Origin of the sequence: Sphingobium sp., assembly GCF_041987595.1 — a bacterium.
In the GTDB taxonomy this organism is placed as follows: Bacteria; Pseudomonadota; Alphaproteobacteria; order Sphingomonadales; family Sphingomonadaceae; genus Sphingobium.
In genome coordinates this window covers 1-20,428 of record NZ_JBHIWJ010000072.1, presented here as the reverse complement: position 1 = coordinate 20,428, position 20,428 = coordinate 1, and the positions used below count along the sequence as shown (strand labels likewise).

Sequence of the window (20,428 nt, the reverse complement as noted above, 5' to 3'; positions counted from 1 at the left end):
CCCGTTGATGGCGGCGTCGTCTTCCCTGATCGGCCTGCTTGCCGCGGTTGCCGCAGGGCTGCTGGTGGGGATCGAACGCGGCTTCAGCCAGCGCGCGGAGGGCGAAGGCAACCGGGTCGCGGGGTTCCGCACGTTCGGGCTTATCGGTCTGCTGGGCGGCATCGCGGGATTGCTGGGCGATGGCCTGGCTGCGGTCATCGGTCTCGGCACGCTGGCGGTCCTTGTCGTCGGCTATGTCCGCACCATGCGCGAAAACCGGCTGTCCGCCACGACGACGATCGCGGCGATGCTGACATTCGGCGTTGGGTTGGTCGCGGTACGTATTTCGCCGACCGTGGCGCTCGGCGCGGCGGCGGCGATGTTCGCGATCCTAAGTGGCCGGCAATCGATGCATGCGCTGCTCAGGGGCCTGAACGCCGAGGAGGTGGAGGCGGCCGCCCGCTTCGTGCTGGTCGCGCTGGTCGTGCTCCCCTTGCTTCCGGATGCCGCCTATGGCCCCTACGAGGCGTGGAACCCGCGCCGTATCTGGCTGGTCGTGGTCTTCGTGACCGGCCTGTCGTTCGCGGGTTATGTCGTGACGCGGCGCTACGGGACCAATCGCGGCATCCTGTTCGTCGCGCTGACCGGGGCCATCGTCTCGTCGACGGCGGTGACGGCGGAATATGCGCGCCGTTTGCGTTCCGAACCCGAAGCGCGCGGAGCCCTGACCGCCGGAATCGCGCTGGCTTCCATCGTCATGTTCGTGCGGGTCCAGCTTGTCGCGCTCGCGCTCATCCCACGCGCCCTGCCGACGCTGGCACTGACCATGGCACCCGCGACGCTGGTGGGGGTGGCGTTCGCGCTGCTCGCCTGGCGGCGGCACGGCAAAGGCGGCGACGGCGTCACGATCTCCAATCCGCTTGGCTTCGGACCCGCATTGATGCTGGCCGCTCTGGTCGCCGGCCTCTCGCTGGCGGCACGATGGGCTCTGGTCCATTTCGGACAACAGGGCATGGCCGTCGTTCTGACCCTCACCGGCATATCCGATGTCGATGCAGCGGTCATGACGATGGCAGGGCTGCCGCCTGCCCTGCTTGATGATCGGGCTGCCGGTCTCATTCTGGGCAGCGCGGTCCTCGCCAATACGCTGGCGAAGGCGGTCATGACGATGGTGATCGGTTGGGGCCATGGCGGCATCAGGGCCACGCTGCCGCTGCTGGCCGCGCTGGCGACGGCCGCCGTCAGTCTCGCTGCCTGGACCATGGCATGATCCATTCTTCTCCTCAAGCCACCGGGCGCATCGCCTGACGGTAACTGCTCGGCGGAACGCCCGTCCATTCCCGGAAAGCCTGCCGAAAAGCGTCCGAATCGCAATAATCCAGCCGCGCGGCAACGACCTCGATCGGCAGCGTTGTGCGGCTCAGCAAATCGAGCGCAAGCTCCCGCCGGCAGCTTTCCCGGATCTGTCGATAGCTGGTGCCCTGCCGCACAAGCCGGCGGCGCAGCGTCGCGCCGCTGCCGCCCATGGTCGCCGCAATCTCCGCAAAGGCGGGCAGGCGCTGCCGCTCGCTCAAGGAGCGCAGGGCAATCCTTCGCACCTGTTCGGCCGTATCAGCGGCCCGGCCGCCTTCGGTCAGGAGGCTGCCGCCGAAAAGCAGGCTGTCGGGCGGACGGTCGGCCAGTTCGTCGGCGGTGCGGACGACGGGATAGTCGAGCATCGCGGCGTCGAAGGCAAAGCCGCTCCATCCCCCTGCGAACAGGATCGGGAAGGAAATGTCCGGCAGATCCAGCGCCTGAAAAACGCACTCTTCATGGTTCAGCGCGGCATGGCGAATCTCGATGGGACGGCCGATCAGCCAGGCGAGCAGCGCATGGATCTGCGTCAGCCCGAACAGGTCGATCAGGCACCCGGCCGCCGTCTTCCCCGCCGGGCGCATCGCATCGAGCGAGAGTTCGGCGACATCCCCGCTCGCCCGCATGTCCATGCGACCGCAACGCCAGTCTATCGCCTCGAAACATTCCATGCAGCGGCCAATCGCTTCGCGCAGCGTCCTGGCGCCCGAAAGGCTGTAGAGGATGACGCGCCAGTCGCAGGGGCGCAGGACCGGACGCCCGGCCATGCGGTTGTCCTGCGCCACCAGCTGGGCGACGGCGCGGGCCGTGACGCGAGCCATCTGCGGAACGGAAAGGCCGCTCACATAGGCGGCAAGCGCGCCCGCCCCCAGCGGCGGCAACTGGACCGAAGCGAGCAATGCATCAAGCGGCCCGGCGGCAGTCCGATACAGGCCGAGCGCGCACAACGTGACGCGCTCCTCCCGACGCCGTTCGCCCGCATGGCGTTCGAAATCCTGCTGCGCCGTGGCACCCTCCCCTGAATTTCGATCAACTTTTATCAGCGGCATCGCGCCGCGCAAGTGCATGGATCCCCGTATACGAAGGGAATGCGGATGGATGCTGCGCGAAACTGCCGTTCCGGATGATCGAAACATGGGTGGTCATGCGGTTCTGGCAGAGTCATGACGGTCGAAGCGGGATGTCAGGGCAAAAGCCCGGCGCAGGCCCGCTGGAGGAGGATCATGACCGCGCATCTACCGTTCCCGTTCCGGAAAAGCGGGCGGATCTTGCCTGCACTGCTGCTCTGCGGAACGGCGAGCGCGCTGATCGCCGCGGATGCCCCCACAGGCGGCGAGCCGGGCGTCCGCGCCTTCGTGCTGGGCAATATCTATCTGGTCAATGGCGGCCCGGCGGACAGTTGCCCCACCGAAGATGAAGGTGGTCTCGATCGCTATTATGCGATGCTGTCCCCCGCCGATAAGGCCCGGTTCGCGGGCAAGGAAAAGCGGCAGGCGCTCGAGCAGCATATGAACGAGCAATTCGGGTTCCGGCGAATCTTCCTGCGTGGGGAAAGAGCGGCGGACGTCAAATTCCCGCCCGGCTACGATCCGGCAAAGACCCCCACGCCCGAACAGGCGATCGCGATCGGCGCGCTCAACGGCCTGCCAAAGGGCACAGGACGGCTGGCCTTCCAGAATCGCGAGGTCGTCTACAGCGCCTGCTCCAACCCTTATGACTTTCCTGCGTTGGCGAAGAAATTCCGCACCTATGAGGGGCCGGTCGCGGCGGGCATGAATCTGGACGGCAAGGTCGGGCGGCATGACTTTGCCGGACCTGACGGCGAGAAAGGCGTGGACAATCAGCTCTGGCGCGCCGTCGGCTGCGTCCGTCCGTTCCGGGAGGGCAGCGATCCCGCCATCGCCCACAAGCTCCAGCTTTCCGCCCGCGCCCCGACGCTGATCGAACTGCGGGGCGTCGACGATCTCAACAACGACCCCGATGTGACGGTGACGGTCTATGCCGCCACCGATGCACTGACCCGCGATGCGCGAGGGGGGGTGCTGGCAGGCGCGACCTTCGCCGTCGATCCCGATCCGCGCCTGACCGCGACGACCAGGGGACGGATCGAGAATGGCGTTCTGACGACCGACGCCTTCGACGTCCGGATCAATTACAGGGAACAGATCATCGACGCCCCGCGCGACATCCGCGCCGCGCGCATCCGGGCCAGAATGACGCCCGACGGCGGCATCGAAGGCACATTCTTCGGCTATTACACGCTCGACAGCTTCTATGCCTCGATCGAGCAGTTCACGATGAACGGCGCGAACCTGTCGGGCCTGTCCTGTCCCGGCGTGCGGCTGGCGATCGATCGGCTGGCAGACGGCTATCGGGACCCCAAGAGCGGGCGCAACAGCGCCATATCCTCCGCCTATGGCTTTTACGGCGTGAGGGCCTTCGTCGCGCCGCGCCAGCAGATCGCGCGGACGGAACAGTGAGAAAGATCGTGACCAGAAGCGACAATCCATCGACGCGCCGCATCGCCATCGCCACTTTGGGCGGGGCCTGCCTGACGCTGGCGGCCAGCCTGGCCGTGACGCTGACCGGCGCCAAGGCGGGCGACAGTCTGACCGTGACCCCACCCAGCCAGATCCGCCGCCTGACCGAGCCGCAATATCGCACCGCCATCGCCGATGCCTTCGGGCCTGACATCAAGGTCATCGGCCGATTCGAGCCGGATCTGCGCATCGACGGCCTGCAGGCGGTGGGCGCCAGCGCCGTGTCCGTCACGCCCGCGGGTCTGGAGCAATATGAGGAGATCGCCCGTTCCATCGCCGGGCAGGTGACCGACAGGGATCATAGGGACAGGCTCGTCGGCTGCGCGCCATCCCCCGCCGATGCGACCGGGGCGGCCTGCGCCCGCGCCTTCATCCGGAAGGTCGGTCTGACCCTCTATCGCCGTCCGCTTCCCGAAAGCGAGACGGAGCGGCTGGTGACGGCGACGCTGCAAGGCGCGCAGCGCCTTGGCGATTTTCATGCCGGGCTTGCCGCCACTCTGACAGGGATGCTGGCCAGCCCGGACTTCCTGTTCCGCATCGACCGGCCGGATCGCAGCGGACGCAGCATGGACGGCTGGTCCAGGGCAAGCCGCCTGTCCTATCTGCTCTGGAACGCGGGACCGGACGCATCCCTGCTGGACGCGGCCGCCAAAGGAACGCTCGACACGCCGCAAGGCCTGTCCGCGCAGGTCGACCGCATGATGGCCTCCCCCCGCTTCACCGATGGCGTGCGGGCCTTCTTCACCGATTATCTGCGGCTGGACGGCATCGACACGCTGGCGAAGGACACGCTGATCTATCCCGCATTCACCGGCAGCGTCGCCGCCGCCACGCGGGAACAGACGCTGCGCACGATCAACTGGCTGCTGGTCGAACAAAAGGGCGATTATCGCGACCTGTTCACGACCACCGCGCTGGCGATGAACCGGGCGCTCGGCCCCATCTACGACGTTCCGGTCGCAAGGGCGGACTGGTATATCCATCATTTCCCGACGGGCGACCCGCGCACCGGCCTGCTGACCCATGCCAGCATCCTGGCGCAACATTCGCATCCCGGCCGCACGTCGCCGACGCTGCGCGGGGTGGCGCTGACCGAGATATTCCTTTGCGAAAAAGTCCCGGCGCCACCCGCCAACGTCAATTTCGCGGTGGTGCAGAATGTCGACAACCCGACGCTCAAGACCACGCGCCTGCGCCTTCAGGCGCATCTGGACGATGAGGAGTGCGCCAGTTGCCACAAGCGGACGGATCCCATGGGTCTGGGGTTGGAGCAGTTCGACGGCGCCGGTCAGTTCCGGCGCACCGAACATGATGAGCCGATCGACGTCACCGGCCTGTTCGAAAAGCGGCCTTTCGACGGCGCGGCGGCGATGGGCAAGCTGTTCCATGACAGCCCGCGGGTCAGCGCCTGTCTGGCGCAAAGCGTCTGGCGCTATGCCCATGGCCGCAATCCGGCGGCCGGCGATGCGGCCGATGTCGATCGGCTGACCAGGGGGTTCGCAGATGACGGCTACCGCTTCACCGCGCTCATGCGGCGGATCGCGCTGGACCCGGCGCTGTTCGCCATGCCGGGCACCCGCGTCGCGACCGGGCAGGGACAGGGCAAGGGAGATAAGGGATGACGAATCATAATCCGGTCCACGGCACCACCCGCCGCGGGTTCCTTTTGCGCGGCGTGCTGGGCGGCGCGGCGGTGACGGTCGGCCTGCCGGTGCTCGACGCCTTCCTGAACGGGAATGGAACCGCTTTCGCAGCCACGCTGGGCGGCGGACGGCTGCCGGTGCGGTTCGGCACATGGTTCTGGGGCTGCGGCATGATCCCGGATCGCTGGGTGCCCAAGGCGACGGGCGCACAGTACGACCTGCCGCCGCAACTGCAGCCGATCAAGGCCGTGCAAGAGCATGTCAGCATCCTTTCCGGCTTCGATGTGCTGCTCGACGGCAAGGGCAATCTGCCGCATCTCACCGGCAATACCGGCGTGCGCACGGGCGGGCCGGTGGACGACTGGCTCGCCATTCGGGCGCCGACGCTGGACGTTCTGATTGCCGATGCGATCGGAAGCGGCTCTTTCTTCCGTTCGCTCGACCTCAGCGCGGACGGCAATGCGCGCACCAGCTATTCCTATCGCGACAGCCGCAGCATGAACCCGGCGGTGCCCAGCGCGGCGGAATTCTATCGCAAGATCTTTGGAGCCGACTTCAACGACCCCAACAAGTCCGATTTCACGCCGGACCCGCGGGTCATGGTCCGGCGCAGCGTCCTCTCCGGCGTGACGGAGGAGCGGCAGGCGCTGATGCGCCGCGTGGGCGCCGCCGACCGGGCGCGGCTGGACCAATATTTCACCGCCCTGCGCGAACTGGAGGCGAAGCTCGCCCTGCAACTGCAAAAGCCGCCCCCGGCGGAAGCCTGCGCGATCCCGGCGGAACCCTTTCCACTGCCCGCAGGCGCCGACATCACCGACGTACAGCAGCGCAAGCATAATCACCAGATGATGGCGCAGCTTCTGGCGATGGCGCTGGCGTGCAACCAGACGCGGGTGTTCAACATGACCTTCTCTACCGCCGCGTCCGATCTGCGTCAGGCGGGCCAGACCACCGGCCATCACCAGAACACGCATGAGGAACTGATCGACCGGGCGCTGGGTTATCAGCCTACCGTCGATTTCTTCGCTGTCCGCAGCATGGAGGCGTGGGCCGATTTCGTGTCAGCCCTTGCCGCCATCAAGGAAGGCGACGGCACCCTTCTCGACAATATGCTCGTCTTCGCCCATTCCGACGTTTCCTATGCCAAAAATCATGACGTGCAGGGTATCCCCGTCATGCTGGCGGGCAAGGCGGGCGGGCGGGTGAAGCCGGGCATCCATGTCGCAGGCGCCGGGGAACCGATCAGCCGCGTCGGCCTGACGCTTCAACGGGTGATGGGGATGGCTGCGGAAAGCTGGGGTATCGAGGGCATGAACACGAAACGGCCCGTGAGCGAAATCCTCGCCTGATCTCTGCCAACAGAGGCCCCACAGACTGATGAACCTGGCCCGCCGGCCATGCCCCTTCCGCAGCCGCGGTCAATGCGCGCAGGGCCAATTACAGGAAGATTGGCGGCGCGTTCGAGACGATCGACGATGAGGTGAGATCAGGCGCGGTCGATCTGGTGCCATCAGATCGCAAACCGCTCCGGCATCTTTTGTGGAAAGTCTTCATGTTGAGCGAAAACAGTCCTGTCTTTCGATGCCGCATTTTCCGGGCCGCCGACCGGCAAACGTCATCTTCAAAATGCGCTAGCCCATGGCGATGAATTGCGCAGCCCGTTCGCCGATCATGAAGGCCATCGCCGTCGTGTTGCCGTTGACCAGCAGGGGCGCGATCGACGTGTCCGCGATGCGCAGGCCGTCGACCCCCCTGACGCGCAATGCGGTATCGACGACGGCCTCGGGGTCCGTTCCCATCCGGCATGTGCCCGTCATATGATAATAGGCCGACACATGGCGGTGGATCACTGATCCGAGCGCGTCGGCATCATCACCCCTGGCGAAGTCGCTCAGCAATTGAGGGGTGGAGCCCCTCGCCCCGCGCAGGCCGGTTTCGACGATCGTCCGCGCCCGCAGGACCGCCCGGGCAAGAACCGCCCGGTCCATTGCATGACGCAAAAAGCCGTTCTGGATCAGGGGCAGGTCAAAGGGGTTGGCAGAGCGTAGAGTGACGCTGCCGCGGCTTTCCGGGCGCCCCTGATTGACCATCAGCATGAACCCCGGAACGCTGGACAGCGCACTGCGCCATCCCCGTCCCTGACCGGGCAGCCCGGCGCCAAGGATGATCTGCGTATCGGGACACTGGCTTGAATCGCCTTCAAAGGCGCGAAGCAGGGCCCCCGCCGGAGTGGGCAGTTCGGACAATATCCCGCGCCGCCTCCCCAGATATTGCGCGCCGGCCATCATCATGCCCAGACCTCGCAGGCTGCCGTTCACCGTCATTCCGGCGTCGCATGCGAATTGCAGCGTCGCGGCGGCATGATTTTGCAGATTGGCGCCGACCTGAGGAGAATGCGCCCGCACGGCAATGCCGTGTCGCGCCAACAGTTCCGCATCTCCTACACCCGACAGCATGAGTAGTTGCGTCGTGTTGATGCACCCGGCGGCCAGCACCACTTCCCCGGCGGCTTCGACCCGATGCGGCTTGCCGTCCTTCACGTAGCGGACCGCCTGCGCCCGGCCGCGAGCAATGTCGATGCCCGTCACATGAGCGCCGGAGATCACGGTCAGTTGCCGCGGATCCGCCACCTGGCGCAGATAATCGCGGGCCGTCGAGCGCCGCCCGTCGCGTATCATCCGGTCATAATAGCCCGCCCCTTCGCCGGTCAGCGCATTGAGGTCGTCCACGGCTGGCAGGCCGCTCCGCGCGCAGGCATCGATGAAGGCCCGGGCGATCGGCAGCGACGATCCGCCCCTGCTGGTCCCGATCGGGCCGGAGACGCCGTGGAGGAGGCTGTCTCCGCGGTCGCTTGTTTCCGATTTGCGAAAGAAGGGCAGCAGGTCGGCATAGCCCCATCCCGGACAGCCCGCCTCGTCCCGCCAGCGATCATAGTCGGCTGGCTGGCCGCGCAGATACATCATGCCGTTGATGCTGCTGCCGCCGCCCATCATCCGTCCCGCGATCAGACCCGACGGAAGCGCGTCGGCCAGCGGGTCCGGCTCCGTGCCATAACGCCAGGCGTAGCGCGGATTGCGCATGGTGAAGACCGCAGCCGCCGGTATGCTGAGCGAGGGACTTCGCCCGAATCCGCCCGCTTCCAACAGCAGGACGCGACACCCCGAAAGCCGCGACAGGCGGGAGGCAAGGGCGCAACCGGCCGGACCTGCGCCGATCACGACAAAGTCATACCCTCTGGCGGGCGAACCGTCCTTCGCAAAAGCCATGGTATGCGCCGGTCAGTGACGCGCCACGGCCTGGGCCGTGCCGGCATAGGATCGAAGCCCCGACCAGGCGGCGGCGGCCGCGATCGACGTGGCGCAAAAGCCGATGATCGCCAGCGCCGGGCCGATCTGTCCCCGGCCGCCAAAGAAGGCGCTATCAATCAGCGGCACGATCGCGGTCCCCAGCGACAGCCCGATCAGGCTGTTGGCAAGCAGGAACAGCGCCGCGCCCGTCGCCCGCATCCCCGGAGGGGTCGTCAGTTGGATCGCTGCCAGCGAGCAGCCGAAATATCCGTTGAAAAGAAAGGTCAGCAACGCGAAGAACAGCAGCAACCATGCCGGCGTCGGCATCAGCGGCGCCAGGGTGGCAGGCAACAGGCAGAGCAGGCTCAAAAGCATGGGAATGCGCAGATTGGCGTCCCGCATGCCCCTGAGCGACAGCCGCTCGGCGGCGATACCGCCCGAGAGCGAACCAAGGCTGCCAAGCACCAGATAGATCAGGCCCAGCCGCAGGGACGCCTGCCCCGGCGTCATCGCAAAGGTGCGGATCAGCAATGTCGGATACCATGCGGTCAGGCCATAGCCCATGGTAGCGAGAAGCATGGAATTGCCGTAAATCGCCGCGAAGGTCCGTCTGTTGGCCCACAGGTGGGAAAGCGACGCCTGCAGGGGCATGGCACCCTTGGCGAGGCGCGCATGGCGGGCCGGTTCGCGCGCCAGCAGCAGCAGGGACGCGACGATCAGACCGGGCAACGACACCAGCAGGAACGCCGCCCGCCAGGTCGCTATCGGCCCCACGCCCGGCAGGACGGGGGCGCCTCGCGTCGCCACCATGTCGACCACCGCTCCTCCTACCAGCAGCGCGAGACCCCCGCCGATCGTGATGCCCAGATTGTAGATTGCCATGGCGCGGGACAGCCGTGCAGGCGGATAGGCATCGCTCAGCCAGCTATGGGCCGAGGGGGACAGCGACGCCTCCCCCAGACCCACGCCCATGCGCGCCAGAAACAGATGAGCGTAGCTTCCCGCGAACCCGCAGAGCGCCGTGCACGCGCTCCAGAAGAGGACGCCCGTGATGATGATCTTGCGGCGGCTGATGCGGTCGGCCAGCATGCCGATGGGAATGCCGACCACCGCATAGAGCACGGCAAAGGCCAGCCCCTGGAGCAGGCCGACTTGCAGGTCGCTCAGGCCCAGATCCTGCTTGATCGGCTCGACCATCAGGCTGAGGATCTGCCGGTCGATGAAGGAAAGGATATAGGCGACGAGGAATATGCCCAGCGCAATGTTCGCGCGCCGCAGGCCCACGCGCTGATCGCTATCGGCTGGCGGACTCACCTGCATTTCCCCGTCGCCCCTTGCCACCGTCAGAACTTCTGTCCGATCGATACGTAAATCACCCGTCCGCGCGGATCATGAACGATGGGATCGTAACCCAGATTGAGTTGTGCCAGCGGAGGGTTCCGATCGAACAGGTTGATGGCGCCGACCGTCAATTTCGTTCCCTTTCCGATCATGTCCTCCAGATCCACCGAATATTGCAGATCGAACGTGTTCCACGAACGAATATGCGTTTGCGTGATCCCGGTCCGGTCGTTCGTGTAGCCGCTGACATAATGGCCCAGCAGATTGAGGCTGTGCAGTCCCGAAGTCCAGGAGACGCCATATTCCACCCGGTCGCGCGGCAGGGAGCGACCCAGATTGTTGAAGTTCACGCTGCCCGTGCCGTCGATCACCGGCTGACCGGCGGCGATCTGGATGCGATAGTTGATGATGTGGTTCCACTGCGCATTCAGCCCGAAATGCCCGATGCCGGTATCGAAGCCGAAATTGGCGGCCAGGTCCAGACCCTTGGTCTTGACCGCGGACGCGTTGATGAAGTTGATCTTCACCAGCCGCAGCGCGCCCAGCGAATCCCGCACGACCCGCTGTTGCGCAGGAGTATTGGTCAGACCCGCGGCCGTATCCGCCCGTTCCTGATTGATGATGACCTGCGGATTTTCCTTCACGATCAGGTCCTGATAGTCGAACGAATAATAATCGAGCGACAGGTCGAATTGCCGGCCTGCCCGGACCGTAAAGCCCAGATTGTAGTTGGTCGACTTTTCCGGCCGCAGATCGGGATTGCCCTGCGCCTGCGTATTGACGAAGACGAAGGTGCCCCCGTCATTAACCGAGGGTTGCGAACTCTGCACCGCGACGGTCTGATAGATGGAAGGAGCGCGGAACGCCTTGCCATAGGAACCGCGCAACGACAGCCAATCGACAGGCCGCGCAAGCAGCGAGAATTTCGGGCTGAAATTGCTGAAGCTCGATTCATATTTCTCGAACCGACCCGAAGCCTGCGCCTCGACATGGTCGCCAAAGGGGATGCGCAGTTCGCCAAAGGCCGAATAGACTTTCTGGTCGCCTGAGAAATCGGGCGCCTGCCCCAGAGTGATCAATTCACCCGCATTGACCAGATCGCTCCAGTCATGCCGGAATGTGCTGCCGCGGAACTGAACGCCAAATGCGCTGGCGACCGTGCCGCCGCTATAGTCGAAAAGGTCCCCGCTCACCACGCCCTCGACGGTCGCCAGCGTGCTCTTGCCGTGCATGTCCGTCGATCCGAACAGCCAGCTCATCAATTCGGGACTGTTCGCCTTCGAAGCGTCCAGCGTCGCGGTCCCGAACGGGTTGAAATATTGGCAGCCGCCCACCCCGGCCGTTCCCGTCGAGGCGTTGCAGGCCGGACCGCCGAATCCGCCCAGCGCCGCCGTCAGGCGGGAGGAGATCGTGTCCGGCTTGTCATACAGAACCGTCTGCTGACTGTAGGTCGCAGCCGCATTCCAGCTCCAGTTGTCGGTCAGTTTGCCTTCAAGCCCCGCGGCCAGACGGAAGGTGTTGTAGCGGTTTATGGTGATGGTGGGACCATAGTCGGCCCCCCGCACGCGTCCGCGGAACAGCACATCTTCGCCAAAGGGATTATAGGGATTGCTGGCCGGCACCACCGGACTGATCGACAGGATCGGGAAGGAGGGAGAGGATGTCGTCTCCGAATTGGTGTAGGCATAGGCCCCTTCCAGCGTCAGCTTGGTGCCGCCGCCCAGATCGGCATTATAGGAAGCAAAGACCTGCGCGCGCTGTTCCTTGGGCAGCAGATCATAGAAGTCGGAAAAGTCGAAGCGGCAGAATGTGTCGGCCGCAGAATTGCGATAGCTGTCCGGGAAGGCCGCGTTGGTGCAATCGGGGTCGGGCACATAGCGGTTCTGGCTCGGCACATAATAGGAGCCGGGCTGGCCATAGCTGGACACCGAATGCCAGCTGGGACGGCCGAACGTGCGTGCCCGGCTGAAGCTGCGTTCATAGCTCGCGAGGCGCGTGCTGGCATAATAGGACGCCGCCAGCACCAGATCGCCGCCGCCCAGCCTGAAGCCAGTGATCCCCTCCACCGAATATTGTTGCGCACCATCCATGAAATAGGTGCGGCCGTTCACCTCAAGGCCGTCGACCGACTTGCGGGTGATGAAGTTCACCACGCCCGCCACCGCGTCGGACCCATAGGTCGCGGCGCCTCCATCCTTGACCGTTTCGATCCGCTGAATGGCGATCAGCGGCACCAGCGAATTGATGTCCACAAAGGTACTGCCGTCGATCGAGGCAACGGCACTGAGCGTCTGGCGACGGCCATTGAGCAGCACGAGCGTCGAACCAAGGCCAAGGTTGCGCAGGTTGAACTGCGCAGTGCCGGCGGTCAGCGTCTGGTTGAGCGAATCGACCTGCGATTCCGACCCCGCATTGGCCGATACGGCGCGCACCAGTTCCGATGCGTTGACGATGCCGCGCGTCTCGATGTTCTGGGCGCTCACGACATCGGTGGGCGATGGCGTGGAGGACTGCTTGATCAGCGATCCGGTGACGACGATGTCGGCACCGGGATCATTTGCGGCGCCGGTCGCGTCGGGCCGGGCCGGTGCCTGGGCGAGCAGCGGAACCGGCATCGCCGCGCCGCCTGCCAGCAAAAGCAGCGCCAGACGACGGCGCATGGAAAGACACTCCCTCTTCATAATATATCCCCTTCCCATCAACATTTTTGTTTTGAATTTCCTTCGTCGCGCCCTTCAGCCCGCGACGTCGCCCTCCTGCCCCAGATGGCGGCCATAATGGTTGGCGGCGATCCGGGCGCCCTCGCCCAGCCCCAGCTTCTCGCGCAGGGTTCCCGGCCGATATTCCGTTTTGTAGGCGCCACGTTCCTGCAGGCGGGGCACGACAAGGCGCACGAAATCCTCCAGCGAGTCCGGCATCAGCACGCGCGCCAGATTAAAGCCGTCGATCCCGGTTTCGGCGACGATCGCGATCATCTCCTGCGCAACGCTGTCGGCATCGCCGACGATCAGCAGATTGCGGGAGGAGAGCGACATATTTTCCGCGACCTGTCGAATGGTGACGCGGCTGCCGTCGGGCTGGCGCGTCAGATTTTCCATCAGCGTCCGGTTGGCGTCGGTCTCGCTATATTCGATCTCGCCGTCATAGGGGTAGCGGGACAGGTCGACGCCCAACCCGCCCGATGCATGGACCAGCGTGGCTTCCGCGCTGGCCGCCGCCCGGAACGCTTCCTGCTTCTCGCGCGCCTGCGCCTGCGTGTCGGCGACGATGACCGTCAGCCCGGCAAGGATGCGGACCTGATCCGGCCTGCGCCCCTGCGCCGCCAGCGCCTGATGCATGTCCGCGACCGCGCGGGCCAGCGATGCCCGCGACGTGCCGTTCACGAACATGCATTCGGCGTGCCGGGCGGCAAACTGCTTGCCCCGGCCCGATGCGCCCGCCTGGAACAGCACCGGCGTACGTTGCGGGGACGGCGCGGTCAGGTGGATGCCCGACATCTGCAGATGCCGGCCATGGAAGGCGACTTCATGCACCCTGTCCGGCCGGGTGAAGATCTGCCGGGCGCGATCCTGCACGACCGCGTCATCGTCCCACGAATGTTCCCAGAGGCGATAGACGATCTCCATGAACTCGTCGCCAAAATCATAGCGCTCGTCATGGCCCATCAGGTCGCGCCCGAAGGCTTTGGCGCCGCTGGCCAATATGCCCGTCACGATGTTCCAGCCCACACGGCCGCCGGTCAGATGATCGAGCGTGGATAGACGCCGGGCGAACAGATAGGGCGGCTCGTAAAGCAGGTTTCCGGTCGCGGCGAGACCCAGATTGCCGGTCGCTCCGGCCAGCGCCGCGATCAGGACGAACGGATCGTTGATCGGCACCTGCACGCCCAACCGCAGCGCGGCCTCGCGCGACCCGCCGAACACATCATAGACGCCGACCGTATCGGCCAGAAAGAGCAGGTCGAACAGGCCGCTCTCCAGCAGCCGGGCATAGTCCGTCCAGTAGGACAGATTATTGAAATCCGCCGTGCGATCCGCCGGGTGCGCCCACATGCCCTGCGCCAGAAAGCCCGGCGCGAAACAGTCCAGCGCGCCCAGAATGATCTGCTTTTCGGCCTTCATCTCGTTCGGCTCCATTCGGGAAGGGCGGTCAAAGCGGCGGCAGCGGCCGGACCGGGTCCGTGCCGTCCCATGCCTGCCCATGCAGCAGGATATGGGCATACATCGCTTCGCGGGACGGGGTGCTTTCCAGCAGCTCCAGATAGGTGCCGGCCATGCCGGGATGGGCAAAATAGGTGAAGCGCCCGCGCACCGTCGCACCCTGCATCACCGGCGCATAGCCTTCCGCCAGCAGGCGCTGCTCGCTTCCGGCAAAATCATGGGTGCGTTCGCAGACATGGTGGAAACGCTCGCGCTCCGGCCCGTCCCCCAGAAAATCGCTCCAGATCGAGGGGGTGTCGTCCAGCTGGTGCACCATCTCGAATTCCATGTTGCCATTATTGGCGAAGGCGACCCGCACCTCGGCGGCGCAAGGCTCTCCCAAAAAGCGCGTCCCGGCAAAGCGGGCGACGGGCAGCACGAACCACGGCCCAATGCCCAGATGCCGGGCGTAAAAGGCCATGCTGGCGTCCAGATCGCGCGTTGCGAACGCGACCTGCGTGATCCTGCGGGGCGGGGTTGGGCCCAAAGTCTCTCTCCGGCGGCGCCTTGTTTTTGCAGCGCCTTTTGCCGGATTGTGGGCAAGGCCCTTCCATCCGTCCAATAGCGATGTGCGTGCATCATATCTCAAAATGAGATATTCAGCCGGGCAGCGAAGGGAAATGCAGCCTATGTCCTTGCACAAGCTCAAATATTTCATCGCGGTGGCGGAGCATCAGAGCTTCAGCCGGGCAGCCGCGGCGCTCAACGTCGCCCAGTCCGCCCTGTCGCGGCATATCGCCGAACTGGAGGAAAGGATCGGCGCGCCACTGCTGGAACGATCGGCGCATGGCGTTCACATGACGCCGGTGGGGCGCGTCTTTTTCGACGAGACGCGCGACGCTCTGGCGCAGGTCGACAATGCTTTCGGCCAGGCCCGGCTGGCGGCTGCGGGATCGCTGGGTTCACTCACCATCGGCGTCAACGAACTAGCCGTGCGCCACCCGACCGTGATCCTCGGCCTCGCCGAATTTGTGAAACGGCATCCCGCCGTACTGCTCAGGGCAACGATGATGACGTCGATGGAACAGTTCCGGGCGCTGCGAAACCGGCAGATCGATGCGGGTTTCGTGATTGAACGGCCAGCCGCCATGTCGGAACTGGACCATCTGCCCATCGGCCGGGACGATTTCATGCTGGCCTTGCCCGGCGATCATCCGCTGGCCCGTCGACCGTCGATTTCGGTGACCGACATCATGGACGAGCCGTTCGTCGCCGTATCGGCGGAGCGGCACTGGCTGTCCCAAAGCAAATTGCTTGCGCACTGCCATGCCAGCGGCTTCACGCCCCGCCCCGTCATTCAGGTGGATTCGGAAAGGCTGCAAATCGCCCTCGTCCGCGAAAAAATGGGACTGGGGCTGGTCAACGCCTCCGTCCGCTTCACCCTGCCCCCCGACGTCCTATTGCGCCCCGTCCGCGAGTTGCGGGTCGGCCTCGATCTTGATTTGGTATGGACGGGTCAGAATGGCGGGGGGCTGGTGGGCGCCTTCCGCGATCTCGTCGCCCAGCATATCGCCAGCGCGCAATAAGAAAGCGCAATAAGAACTGGCGGGGCGGACTCCGCAGACGTAAAGGTCCGCCCGCACAGGACGGCGGAGGATGATATTGCCGGGGTTGAACATGCAGGTGCGGGCCTATGCCATGCTGGGCGTCACCATGATCTTCTGGGCGGGCAATTCCATCGTCGGCCGCGCCGTAAGGGGCGAGATCCCGCCCCTGACCCTGGCCTTTGGCCGCTGGGTCCTTGCCCTGCTGATTCTGGCGCCCTTCGCCCTGCCCCGATTGCGCGCCTCCGCCGCGCTTCTGCGCAGCCATTGGCGCGCCACCCTGCTGCTGGGGCTGGCGGGCGTCGCCGCCTTCAACGGCTTTCTCTATTCCGGCCTTCGCTACACCACGGCATCCAACGGGCTGCTATTGCAGGGATTGATCCCGACCCTCGTGGTCATCGTGAGCCGCATCGGTTTCGGCGACCGCGTTCCCTTGCGCCAGATCTGGGGAATCGCGCTGTCGACGCTGGGCGTCATCTTCATCGTGTTCAGGGGCGACCTGTCGGGCATCCTGCAATTGCGCCTTGGGCTGGGCGACCTTCTGGTGCTGTGCGGCTGTTGCGGCTGGGCGGTCTATACGGCCTGCCTGCGCCTGCGCCCGCCGGTCGACCCGCTGGCCTTTCTGTTCGTCACCTTCGCAATCGGCGCGCTCGTCATGGGCGCGGGCGCCCTGAGCGAGGCGGACGCGATCGCCCGCATGCGCTGGACGGCAGATGTCGCGGCGGCGGTGGCCTATGTCGCGATCTTCCCCTCGATCCTCGCCTATCTGCTGTTCAATGCGGCGGTCGCTCATGTCGGGGCCAGCACCGCGGGGCAGACCATCAGCCTGATGCCGTTGTTCGGCGCGATCCTGGCCGCGCTGATCCTGAACGAGCCGCTGCTTGGCTATCACCTTATCGGCATGGCCATGATCCTGGGCGGCGTGCTGCTGAGTTGGCGCGCAATCCCGTCAGGACGAACGCCAGCGATTATCCGGGCTGATCGATGACCTCGCCCGATCGGGAGGTGACCGCCGTGCCGATCGACGCGCAGATGATCAGCCCGATCGCCAGCCACTGAACGGGCGTCAGCACCTCCCCTATCAGCAGCAATGCCATCACCGCCCCAACCGCAGGCTCGGCGCTCATCAGGATGCCGAACGTGTTCGACTGCAACCGGGGCAACGCCACCATCTCCAGCGAATAAGGGATCGCGCTGGAGACGATGCCTACGCCCACGCCAAGCAGCAGCACATGCGGGCTGAGCAGCGCGGACCCGGCATGGACGATCCCGACCGGCGCCGCCAGCAGGGCCGCCACGATGATGCCGCCGGCAGAGGCGGCAGGCCCGTGGATGCGCCCGGCGCGCCTGCCGATCAGGATATAGCCGCCCCAGCATGCCCCCGCGATCAACGCCAGCGCAATCCCGCGCCAGTCGATCCGGGATTCCCCGCCCCAGACCGGCAGGATGGTCGCCAGACCAAGCAGCGCGAGACCGATCCAGAGGAAATCCAGCTTCCGCCGGGACGTCAGCAGCGCGACGGTGAGCGGGCCGGTAAACTCGATCGCGATCGCCAGCCCCAGCGGAATGTAAGACAGCGCCTTGTAGAAGGAGAGGTTCATGACCCCCAGCACCACGCCATAGGCCAGCAGCGGCCGCCATCCCGCCTTCAGGTCCAGCCGCCATGGCCGGAACACCACGGACAGGGCAATGGCGCCGACGATAAGGCGCAGCGTCGTGGCACCCTCCGGACCCACCAGCGGAAACAGGCGCTTGGCCAGCGTCGCGCCGCACGTCACGGACAGCAGCGACAGGGAAAGCGCGCCGAGGGCGATGAAATCGACTCGCGCGGCAACGGGCCGCGGCGCTGCAAGGGTGGACATTGGGACGCTCGATCATCAGTAGAAGGACGCCGTATGGCTACCCCGGCCAGCGTGATAAGGGCGCTCATTTTTTGCGCTTTGGCGATAAAATTTATCGGATACCATGCGAAAGGAATGAAAATCGATCCCCTTGATTCGTTCGACCGGAAGCTGATCGAACTGTTGCAGGCGGACGCACAGCGCCCCGTTCCGGCGCTGGCGGAAGCGGTCGGCCTGTCGCCCCCGGCCTGCTACCGGCGCATCCGCCGCCTGCGAGCCAGCGGCATCATCGAACGCGAGATCGCGGTCGTCCGCCCGAAAAATGTCGGCTGGCCCCTGTCGATGATCGTCCTCATCTCGCTGGAGCGCGAAAATGCGCACACGATGAACGAGATGATGGAGATATTCCGCCGCGAACCGGAAATATTGGAAGCCTGGAACGTCACCGGCGATCATGACTTCGCGCTGCGGATCGTGGCGCGGGACATGGAGGGCTATGACAATCTTGCGCAGCGCCTGTTTGCCGCGAACGAACGGGTCCGCACGTTCAAGACGCTGGTCGTCATCCGGGAGGTCAAGCCGCTCAGCCCGGTTCCGGTCGCCGGATCATGAGGCAGGCGGGCTGAAGGCGGCCCCCGTCACGCGAGGGGGCCGCCCGGCCAGTTTCAGTAATTCCACTGCACCTGCGTACGGATGAGATTGCCTTCGGCCCGCCCGGCGCGGCGTTCATCGGCCTCTGCCCGCTTCATCCGGGCGAAGGCCAGAGTGATTTCCAGCGCCTTCCACGGCTGCCATTCGACGCCCAGCTCCAGTTCGTCGGTTTCCAGGCGCGGGGCGTTGGTGCCTGCCTTCCAACCCCCGCGATAATATTGCCAGCGGCCATAGGGCATCACCGCGCCGATCGAGTCCGTGGGCAGGCGGGTCATCAGCTGGACATAGCCGCCGTTCAGGGCCTTCGTCCCGATCGACTGGCTGTCGCGATCATATTCCGGCCCCTTGCCCCAGTTCCATTCGGCCTGAATACCGAAGGGCTGCGGATAGAGCATGGCATGGATGCCGACGCGCCTGTCATTATAGACGACCGGACTGATCGATCCGCTGCGCAGTTCGGGCTGCACCTTGTTCAGCATCGCCGACCCGCCGATTTCGATCACCTGACCGGCAAGCCCATCGCCAAGGCCGTCCAGTTCGAACGGCCATGTCGCGAAGGCAACCTTCATCAGCCCGCGATTCTGTTCCGTCCTGTTGATGCCCTGCCCGTTGAAGGCGCCAATACCGAAGGCGCCATAGTTGCCGAACAGCTTCTGCCCGTCATGCGCCAGCCGGTCCCAGATCTTCTGGACCGACGGCGGCGTATAGTAGCCCACGACGCCCAGATCGCGCTCGCCGGGAACGGCGCTGTTGATCGCGTCGCTGCGGTCCAGCGTCAGCCGGTTCGACGAGCTTTGCATATTCTCCCAGCCGTAGGGGACTTTCGACTGGCCAAGCCGCAGCCGGAAACTCTTTTCCTTGTCGAGGAAAATGTCGGCATAGGCGTCGCGCAGCTGGGCAAAGCCCTCGCGGCGCTCGCTGCCCGCCTGATTGTTTACGGCGGTGGCGAAGTCGGACTGGAGATAGAGAGAGACCCGGTCGGAAACGTCGCCTTGCAGCACCAGCCGCGCGCGCCGCAACGAAAAGCCGCCGCGATCCGAGATCGAACCGTCATGCACCGACCGCAGACGGGATTGACCCGTCGGGGCGGTATCATCGCCCGAGAGGAAAGCGTTGTAGCGCATCTGGGTATAGCCGCGCAGCGACAGACGCTCGTACCAGGCCTTGGATCTGGATGGCGAGGCCGCGGCTGGCGAGGCGGCTGGCGGCTCGCCGGGCGCGGCGGCAAGCGCGGCCGGTGGCGGAGAAGCGCTGGCCGCAGGCGCGGCGGAGGCGGCAGCGGAGGCGGCGCCATCCCTGCTCGCGGCAAGCGCAGCGGTCAGCGCCTGCACCTGCGCCTTCAGCTCATTGATCTGGGTTTGCAACTCGGCGTTGCTTTGCGCCTGCGCCGTTTCCGGCGCCAGCCCCAGCAGGCCCGCCGTCAACACGGCGCGCCCGAACTTCAATCCTGTCACTGCCAACTCCCCTGTTAGTGGCGAGGCGCAGCTATGTCATTTCGATGACCTGTCAGTGACATATTGATTGCATTTTTATGACAGTCGCTCCGGGATCCCGGATGCAGTGCCCCCTCATGAGGAGGAAGGGGCGCCGGGACGCAGATAGGCGAACATATGCGCGACATAATCGGCCTTGCCCAGTTCGACGCCCTGGGCGCGCAGAATCGCATAGGCCGCCATGACATGGAAATAAAATTGCGGCAGCGCCCAGTCGCGAACATACTGCTCCGCCGTGAGATCGAACACCATGCCCTGCGGCAACTGGTGCGCGATCGGCGTGGTGGGGTCGATTTCGGGCGCTTCTGCCGCCGCACCCTCGACGATGGCAATGGTCGCCGCGATCGCCGAAAGCGCGTCAGCGATGGTGCCGGGGCATTCGGCCGCATTGCGCCCCTCATCCAGCATTAAACCGATCGATGCGGGGAAAGGCTCCTGCCTCAGCCGAAACACCCCCTCCTGCGCCTGCACGCATGCGAAGCGGATCTGGGTCGCCAGCGGGAACATGTCGGGGGCAAGGCAAGCCGTGAGCAGGCTCCGCGTCGTTTCGCCCGGCC

At 65.3% G+C, this 20,428-nt stretch carries 16 protein-coding genes; 7 read left to right on the top strand and 9 right to left on the bottom strand.

Translation table 11 applies throughout. From position 1 onward, the window contains the following. Window positions 1-1,249 (top strand): MgtC/SapB family protein (locus ACFC3J_RS16255; RefSeq protein WP_375197161.1); only part of this gene is annotated, 1,249 nt, incomplete at its 5' end. 13 nt (window positions 1,250-1,262) lie between these two features. Here ACFC3J_RS16255 and ACFC3J_RS16250 read toward each other — a convergent pair. After that, window positions 1,263-2,399 carry a helix-turn-helix domain-containing protein gene (locus tag ACFC3J_RS16250; protein ID WP_375197160.1) on the bottom strand — a complete coding sequence of 379 codons (1,137 nt, stop codon included), beginning with the start codon at window positions 2,397-2,399 and terminating at the stop codon, window positions 1,263-1,265. Window positions 2,400-2,555: 156 nt separating this feature from the next. Here ACFC3J_RS16250 and ACFC3J_RS16245 point away from each other — a divergent pair, with 156 nt between their 5' ends. Genes ACFC3J_RS16245 through ACFC3J_RS16235 form a run of 3 tightly spaced genes read left to right on the top strand, consistent with a single transcriptional unit; the run spans window position 2,556 to window position 6,864 of the window. Beyond that, complete coding sequence (locus ACFC3J_RS16245; protein WP_375197159.1) at window positions 2,556-3,812, top strand: hypothetical protein; 1,257 nt, start codon at window positions 2,556-2,558, stop codon at window positions 3,810-3,812. An 8-nt stretch (window positions 3,813-3,820) separates the two neighbouring features. Beyond that, window positions 3,821-5,494, top strand: coding sequence for a DUF1592 domain-containing protein (locus ACFC3J_RS16240; protein ID WP_375197158.1), 1,674 nt, complete (start codon window positions 3,821-3,823; stop codon window positions 5,492-5,494). Continuing rightward, window positions 5,491-6,864, top strand: a complete 1,374-nt coding sequence (locus tag ACFC3J_RS16235) for a DUF1552 domain-containing protein (RefSeq protein WP_375197157.1) — start codon at window positions 5,491-5,493, stop codon at window positions 6,862-6,864. The genes ACFC3J_RS16240 and ACFC3J_RS16235 overlap by 4 nt, the downstream gene beginning before the upstream one ends. A gap of 282 nt (window positions 6,865-7,146) precedes the next feature. Here ACFC3J_RS16235 and ACFC3J_RS16230 read toward each other — a convergent pair whose 3' ends face one another. The 5 genes from ACFC3J_RS16230 to ACFC3J_RS16210 all read right to left on the bottom strand — a co-directional run bounded on the left by ACFC3J_RS16230 (window position 7,147) and on the right by ACFC3J_RS16210 (window position 14,829). Continuing rightward, window positions 7,147-8,781, bottom strand: a complete 1,635-nt coding sequence (locus tag ACFC3J_RS16230; protein ID WP_375197156.1) for a GMC family oxidoreductase — start codon at window positions 8,779-8,781, stop codon at window positions 7,147-7,149. Between the two features lie 12 nt (window positions 8,782-8,793). Further along, on the bottom strand, window positions 8,794-10,086 hold the full coding sequence (locus ACFC3J_RS16225; protein ID WP_375197155.1) for an MFS transporter: 1,293 nt from the start codon (window positions 10,084-10,086) through the stop codon (window positions 8,794-8,796). A gap of 59 nt (window positions 10,087-10,145) precedes the next feature. Continuing rightward, window positions 10,146-12,803: a TonB-dependent receptor gene (locus ACFC3J_RS16220; protein ID WP_375197154.1), complete on the bottom strand. Its 2,658-nt coding sequence runs from the start codon at window positions 12,801-12,803 to the stop codon at window positions 10,146-10,148. A 75-nt stretch (window positions 12,804-12,878) separates the two neighbouring features. Further along, complete coding sequence (locus ACFC3J_RS16215; RefSeq protein WP_375197153.1) at window positions 12,879-14,264, bottom strand: LLM class flavin-dependent oxidoreductase; 1,386 nt, start codon at window positions 14,262-14,264, stop codon at window positions 12,879-12,881. Window positions 14,265-14,292: 28 nt separating this feature from the next. Continuing rightward, window positions 14,293-14,829, bottom strand: a complete 537-nt coding sequence (locus ACFC3J_RS16210) for a VOC family protein (RefSeq protein WP_375197152.1) — start codon at window positions 14,827-14,829, stop codon at window positions 14,293-14,295. Window positions 14,830-14,971: 142 nt separating this feature from the next. On the opposite strand from ACFC3J_RS16210, the gene ACFC3J_RS16205 reads away from it, so the two are divergent. Beyond that, complete coding sequence (locus ACFC3J_RS16205; RefSeq protein WP_375197151.1) at window positions 14,972-15,868, top strand: LysR family transcriptional regulator; 897 nt, start codon at window positions 14,972-14,974, stop codon at window positions 15,866-15,868. Window positions 15,869-15,938: 70 nt separating this feature from the next. Beyond that, window positions 15,939-16,874 carry a DMT family transporter gene (locus ACFC3J_RS16200; protein WP_375197150.1) on the top strand — a complete coding sequence of 312 codons (936 nt, stop codon included), beginning with the start codon at window positions 15,939-15,941 and terminating at the stop codon, window positions 16,872-16,874. On the opposite strand, the gene ACFC3J_RS16195 is transcribed toward ACFC3J_RS16200, so the two are convergent. Next, the gene (locus ACFC3J_RS16195) at window positions 16,855-17,748 is read right to left on the bottom strand and encodes an EamA family transporter (RefSeq protein WP_375197149.1); all 894 of its coding nucleotides are present in this window, start codon (window positions 17,746-17,748) and stop codon (window positions 16,855-16,857) included. The genes ACFC3J_RS16200 and ACFC3J_RS16195 overlap by 20 nt on opposite strands. 114 nt (window positions 17,749-17,862) lie before the next feature. Here ACFC3J_RS16195 and ACFC3J_RS16190 point away from each other — a divergent pair, with 114 nt between their 5' ends. Then, complete coding sequence (locus ACFC3J_RS16190; protein WP_375197148.1) at window positions 17,863-18,339, top strand: Lrp/AsnC family transcriptional regulator; 477 nt, start codon at window positions 17,863-17,865, stop codon at window positions 18,337-18,339. Between the two features lie 53 nt (window positions 18,340-18,392). Here the strand turns inward: ACFC3J_RS16190 and ACFC3J_RS16185 are convergent, their stop codons facing one another. Together ACFC3J_RS16185 and ACFC3J_RS16180 are read right to left on the bottom strand one after the other, a co-directional pair. Beyond that, the gene (locus ACFC3J_RS16185; RefSeq protein ID WP_375197163.1) at window positions 18,393-19,802 is read right to left on the bottom strand and encodes a porin; all 1,410 of its coding nucleotides are present in this window, start codon (window positions 19,800-19,802) and stop codon (window positions 18,393-18,395) included. 144 nt (window positions 19,803-19,946) lie between these two features. Continuing rightward, window positions 19,947-20,405, bottom strand: coding sequence for a DUF1993 family protein (locus tag ACFC3J_RS16180; RefSeq protein WP_375197162.1), 459 nt, complete (start codon window positions 20,403-20,405; stop codon window positions 19,947-19,949). Window positions 20,406-20,428 lie beyond the last annotated feature (23 nt).

What these genes read in the sequence shown, in the direction of transcription:
- ACFC3J_RS16200 (WP_375197150.1), top strand. Translation starts at nt 15,939, where the DNA reads ATGATATTGCCGGGGTTGAACATGCAGGTGCGGGCCTATGCCATGCTG.
- ACFC3J_RS16195 (WP_375197149.1), bottom strand. Translation starts at nt 17,748, where the DNA reads ATGTCCACCCTTGCAGCGCCGCGGCCCGTTGCCGCGCGAGTCGATTTC.
- ACFC3J_RS16215 (WP_375197153.1), bottom strand. Translation starts at nt 14,264, where the DNA reads ATGAAGGCCGAAAAGCAGATCATTCTGGGCGCGCTGGACTGTTTCGCG.
- ACFC3J_RS16245 (WP_375197159.1), top strand. Translation starts at nt 2,556, where the DNA reads ATGACCGCGCATCTACCGTTCCCGTTCCGGAAAAGCGGGCGGATCTTG.
- ACFC3J_RS16250 (WP_375197160.1), bottom strand. Translation starts at nt 2,399, where the DNA reads ATGCACTTGCGCGGCGCGATGCCGCTGATAAAAGTTGATCGAAATTCA.
- ACFC3J_RS16190 (WP_375197148.1), top strand. Translation starts at nt 17,863, where the DNA reads ATGAAAATCGATCCCCTTGATTCGTTCGACCGGAAGCTGATCGAACTG.
- ACFC3J_RS16205 (WP_375197151.1), top strand. Translation starts at nt 14,972, where the DNA reads ATGTCCTTGCACAAGCTCAAATATTTCATCGCGGTGGCGGAGCATCAG.
- ACFC3J_RS16235 (WP_375197157.1), top strand. Translation starts at nt 5,491, where the DNA reads ATGACGAATCATAATCCGGTCCACGGCACCACCCGCCGCGGGTTCCTT.
- ACFC3J_RS16230 (WP_375197156.1), bottom strand. Translation starts at nt 8,781, where the DNA reads ATGGCTTTTGCGAAGGACGGTTCGCCCGCCAGAGGGTATGACTTTGTC.
- ACFC3J_RS16220 (WP_375197154.1), bottom strand. Translation starts at nt 12,803, where the DNA reads ATGCGCCGTCGTCTGGCGCTGCTTTTGCTGGCAGGCGGCGCGGCGATG.